The following is an 18305-nucleotide window of genomic DNA, read 5'->3' on the forward strand; positions in this document are numbered from 1 at the left end:
TCGCGAGCTGGCTCGAAATTATTGCGCCGCCTCCCCGTTCCGCCAGGCTTTTTGCAGCGCCGGCCAGTAGTCGCGGTTCGCGTCGATCATCTCATCGAGAATCGCTCTGGCGTGCTGCATCGTGGGAACAGTACGGTTAAGTGTAAACGCCTGGAGCGCTTTTTCGTAACTGCCTTCAATGGTGGCTTCCACCAGCAGCTGTTCTGAAGCGAGTTGCTGCATCAGCAGCGTCTGGTGGAACAGCGGCACCGCGCCCATACGCACAGGTTCCGGCCCGGCGGCGGTGATGTAAGCGGGCACTTCCACCATCGCGTCGTAAGGCAGGTTGGCGATAGCGCCTTTGTTCTCGACGATGACCAGGTGGCGTTGACGTAAGTCGAAGGCGAGCGAGCAGGCGACATCCACGATAAACGCGCCGTGTACGCCCACATGGAACGCATCCGGCAACACGCCGGTGCGCTTATACTCCTGCGCGGCGGCGAAGAGCTTTTTCTCACGGCCGTTCATCACTTCATTGGCGCGGGTGTAGTTCGGGTCCTGATGCTCGACGATGTCGTTTGGCATCAGGTAGTACTGCAGATAAGGGTTCGGCAGGTAATCCGGGAAGTGGTCCATAATCGGCTTGATGTTGCGCCAGGTCTTCACCCAGGACGGATCGGAATGTTGCGGGTCCGTTTGCGCCGCGTCTTCGGTCAGCAGGCCGAATTTCGCAATGTGGCGACGCAGCTCCGGTAACCGGTCTTCGCCATCTACCATCACGCGGGTAAACCAGCCGAAGTGGTTCAGGCCGAAATAATCCACCTCCAGTTTATGACGATCGACGCCCAGGATCGCCCCCATATTGCGCATCGCCGCGACGGGCATATCGCAGATGTTGAGCACGCGGGCGTGCGGGCGAAGGCGGCGCACCCCTTCAGCGACAATCGCTGCCGGGTTGGAGTAGTTCACAATCCAGGCCTTGTCATCGGCGTAGCGCTCAACCAGATCGATAAGCTCTACCATCGGCAGAATGGTGCGCAAGCCATATGCCAGCCCGCCGGGACCGCAGGTCTCCTGGCCCACCACGCCGTGGCGCAGCGGGATCTTTTCATCCTGCTCGCGCATCTTGTACTGGCCCACGCGCATCTGAGCGAATACGAAATGCGCGCCGCTGAACGCCACTTCCGGGTCGCTGGTGGTGGTGAATTTTATGGTCTGGCTGTGGTCGCGGATAACCTTTTCCACCACCGGCGCGATGGTCTCCTGGCGCGCGCTGTCGATGTCATAGAGACGGATCTCGGCGAGCGGAAAATCGCTTAAGCGCACCATCAGGCTTTTCACAATGCCTGGCGTATAGGTGCTGCCGCCGCCGGCGATGGATAAAATAAAGGGAGGTTTCAACATCATAAGCTCCTGTCAGAGAAACATTTCGACTGCTTCACGCATCTTTTTCACATGCAGTCCGTAGACCACCTGAACGTTATTGCCTTGCTTAATCACCCCTTTGGCGCCGGTTGCTTTCAGACGAGGCTCATCGATAGCGGCGACGTCGCGCACCGTGACGCGCAGGCGGGTATAACAGTTGTCCACCACTTCAATATTTGTCCGGCCGCCCAGACCTTCGATAATCGCTTCGCCAAGGCCCTCGTTGGCGCCTTTCGCCTGGTACTCCTGCTTACTGTACAGGCGCGTCTCCTGGTCTTCTTCTTCACGCCCCGGGGTTTTCATGTCGAAGCGGCGGATGAGAAAGCGGAAAATCACGAAGTACAGCGTCGCCATGATCAGGCCCACCAGGATATACATCGGCCAGTTTGATTTGGCGGTGCCAAGCGGCAGGTTATAGAGAATAAAATCGATAATGCCGTTAGCGCCGATGGCGTGAACGCCGAGCAGGTAAAACAGCATCATGCCGAGGCCTGTCAGCACCGCGTGCACCACAAAAAGCAGCGGCGCGATAAACAGGAAAGAGAACTCGATAGGCTCGGTGACGCCTACCAGCATCGACGTGAGCGCCGCCGGGATGAGAATGGCTTTGGCCGCCGCCTTGCGTTCGGGTTTCGCCGTCATATACATGGCAAGCGCCGCAGCGGGCAGGCCGAACATTTTGCTGATGCCGCGGGCGTCCCATACCACCGTGCTGCTTAGCTGCGTAACGGTTGGGCAGGCCATTTCGGCGAAGTAAATATTGCGCGCGCCCTGATAGACGGTGCCGCATACCTCCTGCGTGCCGCCAAGCTCGGTATAAAGAAACGGGGTATAGACCAGGTGATGCAGGCCGGTCGGTACCAGAATGCGCTCAAGGAAACCATACACCGCCACGCCAAACGGTCCGGCGCCTTTAATGGCGAGCGCCATCGCGCTGATGCCGTGCTGGGCGAAAGGCCACAGTTCGCTCATTATCACCCCAAGCACCATCGAGACCGGCAGCATGATGATGGCGACAAAACAGTGGCCGGAGTAAATGGCCATCGCACCGGAAAACTGCACGCTGGAGTAGCGGTTATAGAGATAGCCGGAAAGCGCGCCGGTCAGAATGCCGGCAAAAACGCCCATCTCCAGCACCTGTACGCCCAGCACCATGCTCTGGCCCGCCGCGCGCATCTGGTCGGCAGGCGCCAGTTCGCCCTGCATCGCAAGCGTAACGCTCATGGCGTTAATAAAGACCACAAAGGTGACCAGCCCAATCAGCGCCGCGTAGCCTTTATCCCGCGCCGCCAGCCCTATGGGGATGCCGACGGCGAAAACCAGCGCCAGGTTCGCCAGCACGGAGACCGCCGATTTCGCGATCAGTTGACCAATGTTCTGAATGGCAGGGTGACCGAGGAAGGGCAGGTAATCAGCAAGGTTGCCGTTTCCCAGCACGTTGCCGAAAGCGATAAACAGACCGACGATGGGTAAAATCAGCACCGGTCCGTACAGCGACTTGCCGAAGTTTTGTAGGGCGTTCACGGCTCGTTTCATTCAGCACTCTCTTTTTTATAGTGGGCTAAACCGTAATTGCTAAAGGTACGCCGTTAAAAGTACATTCCATGCTGGGGCCTTTCCAGCTATCTCTTTGTTTTAAAAACAAATGACTGCCAAGGTAACATGTAACGTTATGGCTTGTGATCGCGGTTGCAAATCGGCTTTTCGCCCGGACAGCAGCAAATTTCATCGTCTTGCATCGGCTTTGCGAGACGCGGTTCAGAAATAAAAATGGTGGCTTTTGTATTTGCTGAAGTTGCGCATAATACTTGCCGGTACTGAAACCCTTTGGGGCCGTTTCGGCCAGGGATAAAAAAATGAATCGAGTACGACTGGCTGCCTTATCGGCGGCATGGCTGGCCGCGCTTACGCTTATGGGGTGCGATAATAACGATAACGCGGCGGTAAGCCCGGCGAGCGCGCAGCAAAGCCGCGCGCCTGAACCGCAAGCGGCGCAAAACGCGAAGCCCGACGCGGCGACGCTGCAAAAGCTGGCGGCGCAAAGCGCGGGCAAACCGCTTGCCTTAACCGATGCCTCGGAAGTGCAGCTTGAAGGCGCAAGCGCTCTGGCGCTCGCCTTCTCCATTCCGCTCGACCCGGAGCAGGAGTTCTCGCGCGTTGTTCATCTGGTCGACAAAAAAAGCGGCAAAGTGGATGGCGCATGGGAGCTTTCAGCCAATCTTAAAGAGCTGCGTTTGCGCCATCTGGAGCCAAACCGGGAACTGGTGCTGACCATCGACAGCGGGCTACAGGCGCTCAACAAATCCTCCTTCGGCAAAGAGTATGAAAAAACCATTACCACGCGCGATATAGCGCCTGGCGTCGGCTTCGCCAGCCGCGGCTCGCTGCTGCCGGGGAAAGTCGTGCAGGGGCTGCCGGTCATGGCGCTTAATGTGAATAGCGTCGACGTCAATTTTTATCGCGTGAAGGCGGAGTCGCTGCCCTCTTTCGTCAGCCAGTGGGAGTACCGCAGTTCTCTGACCAACTGGGAATCCGATCAACTACTGAAAATGGCGGACCTGGTTTATACCGGGCGCTTCGATCTCAACCCGGCGCGCAATACCCGCGAAAAGCTGCTGCTGCCGTTGAACGATATCAAGCCGTTGCAGCAGCCGGGCGTTTACCTTGCCGTTATGAATCAGGCGGGCCATTACAACTACAGCAACGCCGCAACGCTGTTCACGCTGAGCGATATCGGTCTCTCTGTCCACCGCTACCATAACCGGCTGGATATTTTCACCCAGAGTCTTGAGAACGGCGCGGCGCAAAGCGGCGTGGAAGTCCGCCTGCTGAATGACAAGGGGCAGACGCTTGGCGAGGCGAAAACCGACGGCGACGGCCACGCCATGCTGGATGACCACAAAGAGGCGGCGCTGGTGCTGACGCGCCTTGGTGAACAGACCACGCTGCTCGATCTCAACCTGCCGGCGTTAGATCTCGCGGAATTCCAGATTGGCGGCGACACGGGTTACAGCAAGCAGTTCTTTATGTTTGGCCCTCGCGATCTTTATCGCCCAGGGGAAACGGTCATTCTCAACGCGCTGCTTCGCGATGGCGACGGCAAGCCGCTGCCTGCGCAGCCAGTTAAATTCGAGATGGTGAAACCGGATGGGCAGGTCGCGCGCACGCTGGTGGTAGAGCCAAAAAACGGCCTGTACCAGTTAGCGCTGCCGGTTGACAGCCGCGCCCCAACCGGCGGCTGGCATATCCGCGCCAACACCGGCGACAACCTGCCCCGCGACTGGCGCTTCCAGGTGGAAGACTTTATGCCGGAGCGGCTGGCGCTGAACATTACAGCGCAACAAGCGCCCATCGCGCCCGCCGATACGGTGAATTTTGCGGTAACCGGCCATTATCTGTATGGCGCGCCAGCGTCCGGCAACAGCCTCCAGGGGCAGCTTTTTGTGCGTCCGCTGCGAGATGCAGTAGCGCAGCTGCCTGGCTTTCAGTTCGGCGATATTGCCGAAGAGAATCTCTCCCGCAGCCTGGATGAAGTGCAGCTTACGCTGGATGACGAAGGGCATGGTCAGATAGAGGTGCCGAGCCAGTGGGGCGAAAGCCGCTCGCCGCTGCGCGTTATTTTGCAGGCGAGCCTGCTGGAATCAGGCGGTCGTCCGGTAACCCGCCGCGTGGAGCAGCCGGTATGGCCCGCTAAAAATCTGCCGGGCATTCGTCCCCAATTCGGCGACAAAGCCGTTTATGACTACCGCACGGGCGATACCACCAATCAGCCGATGGTGGATGAAGGCGGCAACGCCGCTTTCGACATCGTTTATGCCGACAGCCAGGGCGTTAAAACGGCGGTATCGGGCCTGCAGGTGCGGTTGATTCGCGAGCGTCGCGACTATTACTGGAACTGGTCGGAAAACGAAGGCTGGCAGTCGCAGTTCGACCAGAAAGATCTGGTGGAAGGCGAACAAACGCTTAATCTCGCGGCGGATGAAACCGGCAACGTCAGCTTCCCGGTAGAGTGGGGATCTTACCGTCTGGAGGTCAAAGCGCCGGATGAAACCGTCAGCAGCGTGCGTTTCTGGGCGGGCTACAGCTGGCAGGATAATAGCGAAGGCGGCGCAGGGGCGCCGAGGCCGGACCGCGTTACGCTAAAAATCGACAAACCGACCTACCAGCCAGGCGACACGATTAACCTGCACATTGCCGCGCCAGCCGCCGGTAAAGGTTATGCAATGGTGGAGTCGAGCGACGGTCCGCTGTGGTGGCAGGAGATAGACGTGCCGGAAAAAGGGCTGGATATTGCGATTCCGGTCGATAAAGCCTGGCAGCGTCACGATCTCTATCTCAGCGCGCTGGTGGTCCGCCCGGGCGATAAATCCCGTTCTGCAACGCCCAAACGCGCCGTAGGGCTGCTGCATTTACCGCTTGGCGACGAGAGCCGTCGCCTGGCGCTGAGCCTGGAATCACCGCAAAAAATGCGCCCGAATCAGCCGCTCACGGTAAAAGTGAAGGCCAGCGTGAAGAACGGCGAAATGCCTGAACAGGTTAATGTGCTGCTGTCCGCAGTGGACAGCGGCGTGCTTAATATCACCGATTATGTCGCGCCTGACCCATGGCGCGCCTTTTTCGGCCAGAAGCGCTATGGCGCGGATATTTACGATATCTACGGCCAGGTTATTGAAGGGCAGGGGCGGCTGGCCGCGCTGCGTTTTGGCGGCGACGGCGATGAGCTTAACCGCGGCGGCAAACCGCCGGTCAACCATGTCACTATTATTGCCCAGCAGGCGCAGCCGGTGCTGTTGGACGCCAATGGCGAAGGCACGGTGACGCTGCCGATTGGCGATTTCAACGGCGAACTGCGCGTTATGGCGCAGGCCTGGACTGACGATCGCTTCGGCAGCGCGGAAGGAAAGGTGATCGTGGCCGCGCCGCTGATTGCGGAACTGAGCACGCCTCGCTTTATGGCGGGCGGGGATGTATCACGCCTGGCGCTGGATATCACTAACCTCACGGATAAACCGCAGCAGTTAACCGCGCAGTTCACGACCAGTGGGCTGGCGCAGCTTGAAACAAATGATACGAAGCAACTGCAGCTCGCGCCGAATGCTCGCCAGACGGTGTTTATCCCTGTGCGGGCAGGGCAGGGCTATGGCGATGGCGAAATAAGCGCTCGTATTAGCGGTCTTGTTCTGCCGAATGAGACATTCGCGCCGTTGGTCAAACAGTGGAAAGTGGGCGTGCGTCCGGCTTTTGCCGCGCAGACTGCCAACAGCGGCGCCGTGCTTGGCCCGGGCGAAGTCTGGACGCCCGCCGCGCGTCATGTGACTGGGCTGGATGTCGCCACGCTTGGCGGACGACTGCTGCTGAGCGGGCAGGCGCCGCTTAACATTGCCCGTTATATTCAGGAGCTTAAGGCCTACCCTTACGGCTGCCTTGAACAGACCACCAGCGGCCTGTTCCCATCGCTCTACACCAATGCCGCGCAGCTTAAATCTTTAGGGATCAAAGGAGAAAGCGATGAACAGCGCCGGGCGGCGGTGGATATCGGTATTGCGCGTCTGCTGGAAATGCAGCGTGAAGAGGGTGGCTTTGGGCTGTGGGATAAAGAAGGCCCGGAAGAGTACTGGGCGACCGCCTATGTTACTGACTTCCTGGTGCGCGCTGGCGAGCAGGGCTATAGCGTTTCCACCGAAGCGCTTAACAAAGCCAATAACCGCCTGCTGCGCTACCTGCAGGATCCGGGCGTGATGGCGCTGCGCTATAGCGATGACACGCCTGCCAGTAAATTCGCCGTACAGGCCTATGCGGGCCTGGTGCTGGCGCGTCAGCAAAAAGCGCCGCTGGGCGCGCTTCGCGAACTGTGGGAGCAGCGCGCGGCGGCGCGCTCCGGGTTGCCGCTGGTGCAGCTTGGCGTAGCGTTGCAGTTGATGGGCGACGCGCCCCGCGCCAAAGAGGCGATAGAGACAGGGCTTAAGACCGGACGCAGCGAAAAAGCCGGCTGGCTTGGCGATTATGGCAGCACGCTTCGCGATAATGCGCTTAAGCTCGCGCTGCTTCAGGAAAACAAACTGCTGCCGCTGGCGCAGAACCAGCTTGTCACTTCGCTTTCCGAAGAGGCTTATAGCCAGCGCTGGCTTTCAACCCAGGAGAGCAACGCGCTGTTCCTTGCCGGACGCAGCCTGCAAAGCCAGCTGGCGGCATGGCAGGCGCAAACCTCGCTGCCGGGGCAGTTCCTGCAGGGTGATAAAGCGCAGGCGATTCCGGTCTCAGGCGAACAACTGGCGTCGCTTCAGGTAACCAACACGGGCAGCTCGCCGCTCTGGCTGCGTCTGGACAGCAGCGGCTATCCGCTTGAGGCGCCCGCGCCTGGCGGCAACGTGCTGCACATTGAACGCCACTTCCTTGACAGCAAAGGCCAGCCGAAACCGCTTTCCAGCCTGAAAAGCGGCGAACTGGTGATGGTCTGGCTTGATGTCTGGGCCGACAAAACGGTGCCGGACGCGCTGGTTGTGGATCTGCTGCCCGCCGGGCTCGAGCTGGAAAACCAGAATCTGGCGAATGCCAGCGCCAGCCTGAATAACGCTGGCAGCGAAGCGGAAAACCTGATTAACCGCATGCAGCAACTGGATATTCAGCACATGGAGTTTCGCGACGATCGCTTCGTTGCGGCGCTGCCGGTAAACGAAGGGGAACATGTCACGCTGGTATACCTGGCCCGTGCCGTCACGCCGGGCAGCTATACCATTCCTGCTCCGCAGGTTGAGTCGATGTATATTCCCCAGTGGCGAGCTAACGGCGCGGGCGGTGAAACCCTCAGTGTTACGCCTTAAACGAGCCTTATTGTGAGAAGGCGTTTAATGCGGCGTCGCTGGCTCTGGCTGGCGGCGCTGCCGCTCCTGTTGATGCTGATGTTGTGGAGCGCCGACCGGCTCTGGCCGCTGCCGTTGCGCGAAGTGCATCCTGCGCGTGTTGTCGTCACGGAAGCGGGCGTGCCGCTGTGGCGCTTTGCCGATGAAAACGGCATCTGGCGTTATCCAGTCTCTCTGAATGAGGTTTCGCCCCGCTATCTTGAAGCGCTGCTGAACTACGAAGACCGCTGGTTCTGGAAACACCCCGGCGTAAATCCTTTTTCCGTGCTGCGCGCCGCCTGGCAGGATTTACGGGCGGGCCATGTCGTATCCGGCGGCAGCACGCTTACCATGCAGGTGGCGCGCTTATTGGACCCCCATCCGCGAACGCCTGGCGGCAAGCTTCGCCAGTTGTGGCGAGCCCTGCAGCTGGAGTGGCATCTTTCAAAAACGGATATCCTCACGCTCTATCTTAACCGCGCGCCTTTCGGCGGTACGCTGCAGGGCGTAGGCGCAGCAAGCTGGGCCTATCTGGGCAAATCGCCTGAACGGCTGAGCTACGCCGACGCCGCGCTACTGGCGGTGTTGCCGCAGGCGCCGAGCCGGCTGCGGCCCGACCGCTGGCCGCAGCGCGCTCAGGCAGCGCGCGACAAAGTGCTGCGGCGAATGGCGAAGGAAGGCGTCTGGAGCGACAGGCAGGTCAAAGAGTCCCTGCAAGAGCCTGTATGGCTTGCGCCGCGTCAGATGCCGCAACTGGCGCCGCTCTTCGCCCGCCATCTGGCGCAGCGCGAGGCTGGCGTAAAAATTGTTTCCACACTCGACGCCGCGCTTCAGCGGCAACTGGAGGCGCTGGCGCTTAACCTGAAAAGCCGTTTACCGGCCCGCAGCTCGCTGGCGATGCTGGTGGTGGACCATCAAAGCATGAAGGTGCGCGGCTGGGTCGGGTCAGCGGATATCGATGATGATAGCCGTTTTGGCCATGTGGATATGGTCACGGCCGTGCGTTCTCCAGGCTCGGTGCTTAAACCCTTTATCTATGGCTTCGCGCTGGATGACGGGCTGATCCATCCCGCCTCTTTACTACAGGATGTGCCGCGTCGTTTTGGGGATTACCGCCCCGGAAATTTCGACAGCGGTTTTAACGGCCCGGTCAGCATGAGCGAAGCGCTGGTGCGTTCGCTCAACCTTCCGGCGGTGCAGGTGCTGGAGGCCTATGGACCCAGGCGTTTTACCGGCAGGTTGCGAAATGCCGGCCTACAGTTGCGGTTCCCGCCAGCGGCTGAGCCAAGCCTTGCTATTATTCTTGGCGGGGCGGGCGCCCGGCTTGATGAACTGGTCGCCGCGTATAGCGCCTTTGCCCGCCATGGTCGGGCAGGGCAATTGCGGCTGACGCCGCAGGATCCTTTACTTGAACGTCCCCTGATGTCGCAGGGCGCGGCGTGGATTATTCGCCGCATTCTGGCCAATGAAGCGCAGCCGCTGCCGGACAGCTCGCTGCCGCAAACCGTGCCGCTGGCATGGAAAACCGGCACCAGCTATGGCTACCGCGACGCATGGGCCATTGGCATCACTGCGCAATATGTCATTGGCGTCTGGACAGGAAGACCCGACGGTACGCCGGTCGCAGGGCAGTTTGGTTTCGCCAGCGCCGTGCCGGTACTCAATCAGATCAACAATCTGTTGCAGGCAGGCGTACAGAGCCAGCGCATTGCGCAGCCTGTCGATCCGCGTCCCGCTTCGGTGACTTCCGCCGCGATCTGCTGGCCTGGCGGGCAAACTCTGCCTGCGGGCGACCCGAACTGTCGTCGTCGGCTTGCGACCTGGCTGCTGGACAACAGCGAACCGCCAACGCTGCTGGCGCAGGGGCAGGAGAGTAACCAGGGCATCGTTCGCCCGGTCTGGCTTAACAAGAAAGGCGAGCGTGTGGCCGCCGATTGTCCCGAGGCGATAAAAAAGGACGTTCTGCTTTGGCCTTTGCCGCTGGAGCCCTGGCTGCCGGCGTCAGAACGTCGTGCGGCGCGCTTGCCGCCTGCCTCAGCAAGCTGCCCGCCAATGCAGGCGGAGGATGTCGCGCCGCTGCTGATTTCCGGCGTTAGCGATGGCGCGATAGTGAAACGGCTGCCCGGCCAGACGGCGCTCTCCTTACGCATTGTCAGTCAGGGTGGGCAGGGCAGGCGCTGGTGGTTTTTAAATGGCGACCTGCTTGAAGCGAGCGGCAACAGCGTAACGTTAATGCCGCAAAAAAGCGGTGAATATCAATTAGTGGCGCTGGATGAGGCGGGCCAAACGGCGGTAGCGCGCTTTACTTTGCAATAAGCCAAAATGGTGAAAAACGCGCTTTAAGCATGAACTGTTGCTAAAGGTAACATTATTTTAAAAAAATGTTATCCCGAACCATAGGCAAGGCTGACGTTGCTCATTATAATCGGCGCCAATTTCACTCCGGCCTGCCGGGTAAACAGAACAATTACAGAGGTAATCATGGCAATTGAACGTACTTTCTCCATCATCAAGCCGAACGCCGTAGCTAAAAACGTTATCGGCAGCATCTTTGCTCGTTTTGAATCCGCTGGTTTCAAAATTGTTGGCACCAAAATGCTGCATCTGAGCGTTGAGCAGGCTCGCGGCTTCTATGCTGAGCACGAAGGTAAACCGTTCTTTGACGGCCTGGTGGAGTTCATGACTTCCGGCCCGATCGTGGTTTCCGTACTGGAAAGCGAAAACGCAGTACAGCGTCACCGCGACCTGCTGGGCGCAACCAACCCGGCAAACGCGCTGGCCGGCACTCTGCGTGCTGATTACGCTGACAGCTTCACTGAAAACGGCACTCACGGTTCCGATTCCGTAGAATCCGCTGCGCGCGAAATCGCCTACTTCTTCGGCGAAGGCGAAGTCTGCCCGCGCACTCGCTAATCGCTGTAAAACCGAAGCGCCGCAGGAAGTTTATTTTTTCTGCGACGCTTTAAGCGATGGCATCCATGCCATAGAATTTGTACAATGCTGCGCCCCGGACGAGCGTGTCTGCTCACCGGGGCGTCTCTTTTTAACCCTCCAGGGGCCATAACGTGTAATAACGAGGCCGGAATACATTATGTCTGAACACATTGTCACGCCTGAGCTCGCCTCAGCAGCCACCGCTTCCAAAGCTGAAAAAATCAACCTGCTCGACCTGAACCGTCAGCAAATGCGCGAATTCTTCAAAACGCTTGGCGAAAAGCCTTTTCGCGCCGATCAGGTGATGAAATGGATGTATCACTATTGCTGTGATGATTTCGATGAGATGACCGACATCAACAAGGTGTTGCGCGGCAAGCTCAAAGAGGTAGCGGAAATCCGTGCACCGGAAGTCGTTGAAGAGCAACGTTCTTCTGACGGCACCATAAAATGGGCCATCGCCGTAGGCGACCAGCGCGTGGAAACGGTTTATATCCCGGAAGACGATCGCGCTACCCTGTGCGTCTCTTCACAGGTTGGCTGCGCGCTGGAGTGTAAATTCTGCTCTACCGCACAGCAGGGCTTTAACCGTAACCTGCGCGTTTCAGAAATTATCGGCCAGGTATGGCGCGCCGCCAAAATTATTGGCGCGGCGAAAGTGACCGGCCAGCGTCCTATCACCAATGTGGTGATGATGGGCATGGGCGAACCGTTGCTGAACCTCACCAATGTGGTGCCGGCGATGGAGATTATGCTGGATGATTTCGGTTTTGGCCTGTCAAAACGTCGCGTTACGCTGTCTACCTCGGGCGTCGTGCCGGCGCTGGACAAGCTTGGCGATATGATTGACGTAGCGCTGGCCATTTCCCTGCACGCGCCGAACGATGAAATCCGTGACGAAATTGTCCCGATCAATAAAAAGTACAATATCGAGACTTTCCTGGCAGCAGTGCGTCGTTATCTGGAAAAATCCAACGCTAATCAGGGCCGCGTTACCATTGAGTACGTGATGCTGGACCACGTTAACGATGAGACGGAGCATGCGCACCAGCTGGCGGAACTGCTGAAAGATACGCCGTGCAAGATTAACCTGATCCCGTGGAACCCCTTCCCTGGCGCGCCCTACGGACGGAGTTCGAACAGCCGTATCGACCGTTTCTCCAAAGTGCTGATGAGCTACGGTTTCACCACCATCGTGCGCAAAACGCGCGGCGATGATATCGATGCGGCATGCGGCCAGCTGGCTGGCGATGTCATCGACCGCACTAAGCGTACGATGCGTAAGCGTATGCAGGGTGAACCTATCGCCGTTAAGGCAGTCTGACAGGCAGACTGGCGGCGCGCTGGCGATGTTTACGTCAGTGCGCCGCTTGCAGGATAAAGAAGCGTAAGATGTAAATAATTACGGTGCGTTTCTTCTCGCTTTGAGGCAGTATGTAGCGTCGCAACAACAGTTTAGCTTGGCCGATTCTGGCTGTTCTGTGCGCATTAAACAGGCAGGGCATAAAAAGCTGGCTATGGTTAACTGACCAGAAGCGCGTGCGTTAACAATGACACAGGCTTAACGGTGAAAACACCGTCAGTCTTCGGCATGACAGCGAGCACGTAAGCTTCAATGGGCAAACAGAGTTTTCGCGGTACGGGCGGGCAATACAGGAAACCGTAGAGTCGCCAGCCGGTGCCTGGTTCCTTAATTAAAACAGTACCAGCAGTTGTAGCTAATGAATACTGAAGCCACTCACGAACACAATGCAGCACAAACCACGGGCGAACGTCTTCGTCTTGCTCGTGAACAACTCGGACTTAGCCAGCAGGTCGTGGCGGAACGCCTTTGCCTGAAGCTCTCTACAGTTCGCGATATCGAAGAGGATAAAGCGCCTGCCGATCTGGCGTCGACTTTCCTGCGTGGCTACATCCGTTCCTATGCGCGCCTGGTGCATATTCCGGAAGAAGAACTGCTGCCGATGATGGCTAAGCAGGTGCCCGTTAAAACCGCCAAAGTCGCGCCGATGCAGACTTACGCGCTGGGCAAACGCCGTAAAAAACGCGACGGCTGGCTGATGAGCTTTACCTGGCTTATCTTGTTTGTGGTAGTCGGCCTGACAGGCGCGTGGTGGTGGCAGAACCACAAAGCGCAGCAGGAAGAGATAACCACCATGGCCGATCAGTCAAGCGCTGAACTGAATGCTTCCGGCGGCCAGGGCCAGGCCGTTCCCCTGAATACGGGCGACGCCTCCGCGGCTCAGGATCAATCCACCGTGCAGGCGACGCCGCCTGCCGATCTCCCGGACGAAACCAGCACCTCTGCCGCCAGTGCGCCCGCCGCTACGGCGCAAACCAGCGCGCCGACCGCGACGCCAGTGCAGCCGCAGCAGCCGGCTGTCGTTTCGCCGAGCCAGGCGAACGTAGACGCCACAGCACAGCAGCCTGCGCCTGCAGCCGGTCAGTTGCCGGTTGACCAGGCGGCCACAACGCCTGCGGCGGATGCTAACGCGCTGGTAATGAACTTCACCGCCGATTGCTGGCTGGAAGTTACGGACGCTACGGGTAAGAAATTGTTCAGCGGCCTGCAACGTAAGGACGCTAACCTCAATCTTTCTGGCGAGGCGCCTTACAAGCTCAAAATTGGCGCACCGTCCGCTGTCCAGATCCAGTATCAGGGTAAACCGGTTGATTTAAGTCGTTTTATCAGAACTAACCAGGTTGCTCGTCTGACCCTCAATGCCGAACAATCAGTAACGCAGTAACAGACGGGCAGTGAGGGAGAAATTTCATGCATAACGCAGCGCCGATTCAACGCAGAAAGTCTAAACGTATTTATGTCGGCAATGTGCCGATCGGCGATGGCGCCCCCATCGCCGTTCAGTCGATGACCAACACCCGCACTACGGATGTAGAAGCGACGGTCAATCAGATCAAAGCGCTTGAGCGCGTGGGCGCCGACATCGTGCGCGTATCGGTTCCTACCATGGACGCCGCTGAGGCGTTTAAACTCATCAAGCAGCAAGTCAGCGTGCCGCTGGTGGCGGACATTCACTTCGACTACCGCATCGCCCTGAAGGTGGCGGAATATGGCGTGGATTGCCTTCGCATTAACCCCGGCAACATCGGCAACGAAGAGCGCATCCGCACGGTAGTAGACTGCGCGCGCGATAAAAATATTCCTATCCGCATCGGCGTAAACGCCGGATCGCTGGAAAAAGATCTGCAGGAAAAATATGGCGAGCCGACGCCGCAGGCGCTGCTGGAATCCGCCATGCGCCATGTCGATCACCTCGATCGTCTGAACTTCGATCAATTCAAGGTGAGCGTAAAGGCCTCCGACGTGTTCCTGGCGGTCGAATCTTATCGCTTGCTGGCAAAGCAGATCGATCAACCCCTGCATCTTGGGATCACCGAAGCGGGCGGCGCACGCGCGGGCGCCGTGAAATCAGCTATCGGCCTTGGTTTGCTGCTGTCTGAAGGTATCGGCGATACCCTGCGCATTTCGCTTGCCGCCGACCCGGTGGAAGAGATCAAAGTCGGCTTCGATATTCTCAAATCCCTGCGCATTCGTTCCCGTGGCATTAACTTCATCGCCTGCCCGACCTGTTCGCGCCAGGAGTTCGACGTTATCGGCACCGTGAACGCGCTGGAGCAGCGCCTGGAGGATATCATCACGCCGATGGATGTCTCTATTATCGGCTGTGTGGTGAACGGGCCGGGCGAAGCGCTGGTTTCCACGCTTGGCGTAACCGGCGGCAACAAAAAGAGCGGCTTTTATGAAGAGGGCGTGCGTAAAGATCGTCTCGACAACGAAGAGATGATAAGTCAGCTTGAAGCGAAGATCCGCGCCAAAGCCGCCATGCTCGATGCAAGCCAGCGCATCAACGTGCAGCAACTGGAAAAATAAGGCAACTGGGAAGCGTCTGGCTTCCCGTGTATGATTGAACCCGCATGGCGCGTCGCGATTTGGCAGCGGGCCTGATTCGGGTTCATTTTTTGTATTGAATAAGAGAATAAACGTGGCAAAAAACATTCAAGCCATTCGCGGCATGAACGATTATCTGCCGGGCGAAACCGCCATCTGGCAGCGCATTGAAAGCACACTCAAACAGGTGCTCGGCAGCTACGGTTACAGCGAAATTCGTTTGCCGATTGTAGAGCAGACCCCGTTATTCAAACGCGCCATCGGTGAAGTCACCGACGTGGTTGAAAAAGAGATGTACACCTTTGAGGACCGCAACGGCGATAGCCTGACTCTGCGTCCTGAAGGGACCGCGGGCTGCGTGCGCGCCGGTATTGAACATGGTCTTCTGTACAATCAGGAACAGCGCTTGTGGTACATCGGGCCGATGTTCCGTCACGAGCGTCCGCAAAAAGGGCGCTATCGTCAGTTCCATCAGCTGGGTGTTGAAGTGTTTGGCCTGCAGGGGCCGGACATCGACGCTGAGTTGATCATGCTGACCGCTCGCTGGTGGCGTGCGCTCGGCATCGCCGACCACGTATCTCTTGAGCTCAACTCTATCGGTTCGCTGGAAGCGCGCGCGAACTATCGCGATGCGCTGGTGGCTTTCCTTGAACAGCATGTTGATAAGCTCGACGACGACTGCAAACGCCGTATGTACAGCAACCCGCTTCGCGTGCTGGACTCTAAAAATCCGGAAGTGCAGGCGCTGCTTAACGATGCGCCGACGCTTGGCGATTACCTGGATGACGAGTCGCGCGAGCATTTTGCCGGCTTGTGCGCATATCTCGATGCGGCGGGCATCGGTTATACCGTCAATCAGCGCCTCGTGCGCGGTCTCGATTACTACAACCGCACCGTGTTTGAGTGGGTGACCAGCAGCCTCGGCTCGCAGGGCACCGTCTGCGCGGGCGGGCGTTACGATGGCCTGGTTGAGCAACTGGGCGGTCGCGCAACACCGGCCGTTGGCTTCGCCATGGGGCTTGAGCGCCTCGTTTTATTGGTTCAGGCTGTGAATCCGGAATTTAAAGCCGATTCTGTTGTCGATATTTACCTGGTTGCTTCCGGCGACGGTACCCAGACGGCGGCGATGCTGCTGGCTGAAGCGGTACGCGATGCGTTCCCGGCAGGCAAGCTGATGACGAACTACGGCGGCGGCAACTTCAAGAAACAGTTCGCCCGTGCTGACAAGTGGGGCGCTCGCGTTGCGCTTGTGCTCGGCGAAAACGAAGTGGCGAACCGTCAGGTCGTCGTGAAGGACTTGCGTTCAGGTGAACAGCAAACCGTCGCGCAAAGCGAGGTTGCGGCTCACCTGCAGGCGCTGCTGGGTTAATGTCCCCGGCGATTTATCGTTAAGGAGAAGGACAGCGTGGAAATCTACGAGAACGAAAACGACCAGGTCGACGCAGTAAAGCGTTTCTTTGCTGAGAATGGCAAGGCGCTGGCGGTCGGGGTGGTATTAGGGATTGGTGCGCTGGTCGGCTGGCGCTACTGGACAAGCCATGAAGTGGAGTCAGCGCGCAGCGCTTCGCTTGCCTATGACAATGCCGTTTCCGGCGTACGCGCCGATAATCCGCAATCGCTGACTGCCGTAGAGCAGTTCGCTGCGGAGAATAAAAACAACTACGGCGCGCTGGCGTCGCTGAAGCTTGCTCAGCAGTACGTTGATAAAAACGATCTGAACAAGGCTGCCGCGCAACTCCAGCAAGGGTTGAACAGCACGAAAGATGAAAATCTCCAGGCGCTTATTAATCTGCGTCTGGCGCGCGTTCAGGTTCAGCTTAAGCAGGCTGACGCGGCGCTGAAAACGCTGGAGTCGGTAAAAGGCGCGGGCTGGACGGCAATTGTCGCCGACCTGCGCGGTGAAGCGCTGCTGAGCAAAGGCGACAAGCAGGGTGCACGCGAGGCGTGGAGCAAAGGGGTGGAGAGCGATAGCTCCCCGGCGCTTCGTGAGATGATCCAGATGAAAATTAATAACTTGTCCGTCTGAGAGGGACCCGATGCAATTGCGTAAATTACTTCTGCCAGGGCTGCTTTCCGTTACGCTGTTAAGCGGGTGTTCACTGTTCAGCGGTGAAGAAGATGTGGTGAAAATGTCGCCGTTACCGACGGTTGAAAACCAGTTTGATCCGCAAACCGCATGGAGCGCTTCGGTAGGCGATGGGATTGGCGATTTTTACTCCAACCTGCACCCGGCCTTCCAGGATGGCACTGTCTATGCAGCGGACCGTCACGGCGTTGTTAAAGCCATGAACATTGCCGACGGGAAAGAGGTCTGGCGCGTCGATCTTTCTGAGAAAACCGGCTGGCTTTCCCGCAACCGTCCGGCGCTGCTTTCCGGCGGCGTGACTGTTGCAGGCGCGCATGCGTATGTCGGCAGTGAAAAAGCGCAGGTCTACGCGCTTAATACCGCAGACGGCACCATTGCATGGCAGACTCGCGTCGCGGGCGAAGCGCTTTCCCGTCCGATAGTCAGCGATGGTCTGGTGCTGGTGCACACCAGCAACGGCATTCTGCAGGCGCTTAACGAGAGCGATGGCGCTGTAAAATGGACCGTTAACCTGGATATGCCTTCACTTTCTCTGCGCGGCGAATCTGCGCCGACCACCGCTTATGGCGCCGCCATCGTCGGTGGCGACAACGGCCGTGTCAGCGCGGTGTTGATGCAGCAGGGGCAGATGATTTGGCAACAGCGTATCTCCCAGGCGACAGGCGCAACCGAAATCGATCGCCTGAGCGATGTAGATACCACCCCGGTCGTGGTTAACGGCGTCGTTTACGCGCTCGCTTATAACGGCAACCTGACTGCGCTGGATCTGCGCTCTGGTCAGATCATGTGGAAACGTGAACTCGGTTCGGTGAATGATTTCGTCGTTGACGGTGGCCGTATCTACCTGGTTGACCAGAACGATCGCCTGTTGGCGCTTAATACCGAAGGCGGCGTCACGCTCTGGACGCAAAGCGATCTGCTGCACCGCAACCTCACCGCGCCAGCGTTGTATAATGGTTATCTGGTGGTGGGCGACAGCGAAGGCTATATGCACTGGATCAATACCGATGATGGCCGCTTTGTCGCTCAGCAGAAAGTTGACGGTTCAGGCTTCCTTACGGAACCGGTCGTCGCGAATGACAAACTGCTGATTCAGGCAAAAGACGGCACGCTCTACGCCATTACACGTTAA

Annotated in this window: 11 protein-coding genes; 9 read left to right on the plus strand and 2 right to left on the minus strand. The window is 58.4% G+C overall.

Annotated elements, in window-relative coordinates:
* Positions 1-18 precede the first annotated feature (18 nt).
* Positions 19-1383 carry a 6-phospho-alpha-glucosidase gene (locus IEX01_RS16005; protein ID WP_024558743.1) on the minus strand — a complete coding sequence of 455 codons (1365 nt, stop codon included), beginning with the start codon at positions 1381-1383 and terminating at the stop codon, positions 19-21.
* A 12-nt stretch (positions 1384-1395) separates the two neighbouring features.
* Positions 1396-2940, minus strand: a complete 1545-nt coding sequence (locus tag IEX01_RS16010) for a PTS transporter subunit EIIC (RefSeq protein WP_024558742.1) — start codon at positions 2938-2940, stop codon at positions 1396-1398.
* Between the two features lie 320 nt (positions 2941-3260).
* Here IEX01_RS16010 and IEX01_RS16015 point away from each other — a divergent pair, with 320 nt between their 5' ends.
* From IEX01_RS16015 to bamB, 9 genes are all read left to right on the plus strand, one after another.
* On the plus strand, positions 3261-8225 hold the full coding sequence (locus IEX01_RS16015) for an alpha-2-macroglobulin family protein (RefSeq protein ID WP_188724164.1): 4965 nt from the start codon (positions 3261-3263) through the stop codon (positions 8223-8225).
* 27 nt (positions 8226-8252) lie between these two features.
* The gene (gene pbpC / locus IEX01_RS16020; protein WP_188724165.1) at positions 8253-10559 is read left to right on the plus strand and encodes a peptidoglycan glycosyltransferase PbpC; all 2307 of its coding nucleotides are present in this window, start codon (positions 8253-8255) and stop codon (positions 10557-10559) included.
* A 165-nt stretch (positions 10560-10724) separates the two neighbouring features.
* The gene (gene ndk / locus IEX01_RS16025) at positions 10725-11156 is read left to right on the plus strand and encodes a nucleoside-diphosphate kinase (protein WP_024555254.1); all 432 of its coding nucleotides are present in this window, start codon (positions 10725-10727) and stop codon (positions 11154-11156) included.
* Between the two features lie 178 nt (positions 11157-11334).
* Complete coding sequence (gene rlmN, locus IEX01_RS16030; protein WP_024558739.1) at positions 11335-12501, plus strand: dual-specificity RNA methyltransferase RlmN; 1167 nt, start codon at positions 11335-11337, stop codon at positions 12499-12501.
* A 397-nt stretch (positions 12502-12898) separates the two neighbouring features.
* Positions 12899-13924: a cytoskeleton protein RodZ gene (gene rodZ, locus IEX01_RS16035; protein WP_024558738.1), complete on the plus strand. Its 1026-nt coding sequence runs from the start codon at positions 12899-12901 to the stop codon at positions 13922-13924.
* Positions 13925-13950: 26 nt separating this feature from the next.
* The gene (gene ispG, locus IEX01_RS16040) at positions 13951-15069 is read left to right on the plus strand and encodes a flavodoxin-dependent (E)-4-hydroxy-3-methylbut-2-enyl-diphosphate synthase (protein ID WP_024558737.1); all 1119 of its coding nucleotides are present in this window, start codon (positions 13951-13953) and stop codon (positions 15067-15069) included.
* Between the two features lie 112 nt (positions 15070-15181).
* Positions 15182-16456: a histidine--tRNA ligase gene (gene hisS, locus IEX01_RS16045; RefSeq protein WP_188724166.1), complete on the plus strand. Its 1275-nt coding sequence runs from the start codon at positions 15182-15184 to the stop codon at positions 16454-16456.
* 36 nt (positions 16457-16492) lie between these two features.
* Positions 16493-17113 (plus strand): YfgM family protein, encoded by a 621-nt coding sequence (locus tag IEX01_RS16050; protein ID WP_024558735.1) that lies wholly within the window; start codon positions 16493-16495, stop codon positions 17111-17113.
* A 10-nt stretch (positions 17114-17123) separates the two neighbouring features.
* Positions 17124-18305, plus strand: a complete 1182-nt coding sequence (bamB, locus tag IEX01_RS16055) for an outer membrane protein assembly factor BamB (protein WP_024560297.1) — start codon at positions 17124-17126, stop codon at positions 18303-18305.

Origin of the sequence: Franconibacter daqui (assembly GCF_014644275.1) — a bacterium.
In the GTDB taxonomy this organism is placed as follows: Bacteria; Pseudomonadota; Gammaproteobacteria; order Enterobacterales; family Enterobacteriaceae; genus Franconibacter; species Franconibacter pulveris.

Coding starts and splice junctions, on each gene's coding strand:
- IEX01_RS16005 (WP_024558743.1), bottom strand. CDS start 1,383: ATGTTGAAACCTCCCTTTATTTTATCCATCGCCGGCGGCGGCAGCACC.
- IEX01_RS16010 (WP_024558742.1), bottom strand. CDS start 2,940: ATGAAACGAGCCGTGAACGCCCTACAAAACTTCGGCAAGTCGCTGTAC.
- IEX01_RS16015 (WP_188724164.1), top strand. CDS start 3,261: ATGAATCGAGTACGACTGGCTGCCTTATCGGCGGCATGGCTGGCCGCG.
- pbpC (WP_188724165.1), top strand. CDS start 8,253: ATGCGGCGTCGCTGGCTCTGGCTGGCGGCGCTGCCGCTCCTGTTGATG.
- ndk (WP_024555254.1), top strand. CDS start 10,725: ATGGCAATTGAACGTACTTTCTCCATCATCAAGCCGAACGCCGTAGCT.
- rlmN (WP_024558739.1), top strand. CDS start 11,335: ATGTCTGAACACATTGTCACGCCTGAGCTCGCCTCAGCAGCCACCGCT.
- rodZ (WP_024558738.1), top strand. CDS start 12,899: ATGAATACTGAAGCCACTCACGAACACAATGCAGCACAAACCACGGGC.
- ispG (WP_024558737.1), top strand. CDS start 13,951: ATGCATAACGCAGCGCCGATTCAACGCAGAAAGTCTAAACGTATTTAT.
- bamB (WP_024560297.1), top strand. CDS start 17,124: ATGCAATTGCGTAAATTACTTCTGCCAGGGCTGCTTTCCGTTACGCTG.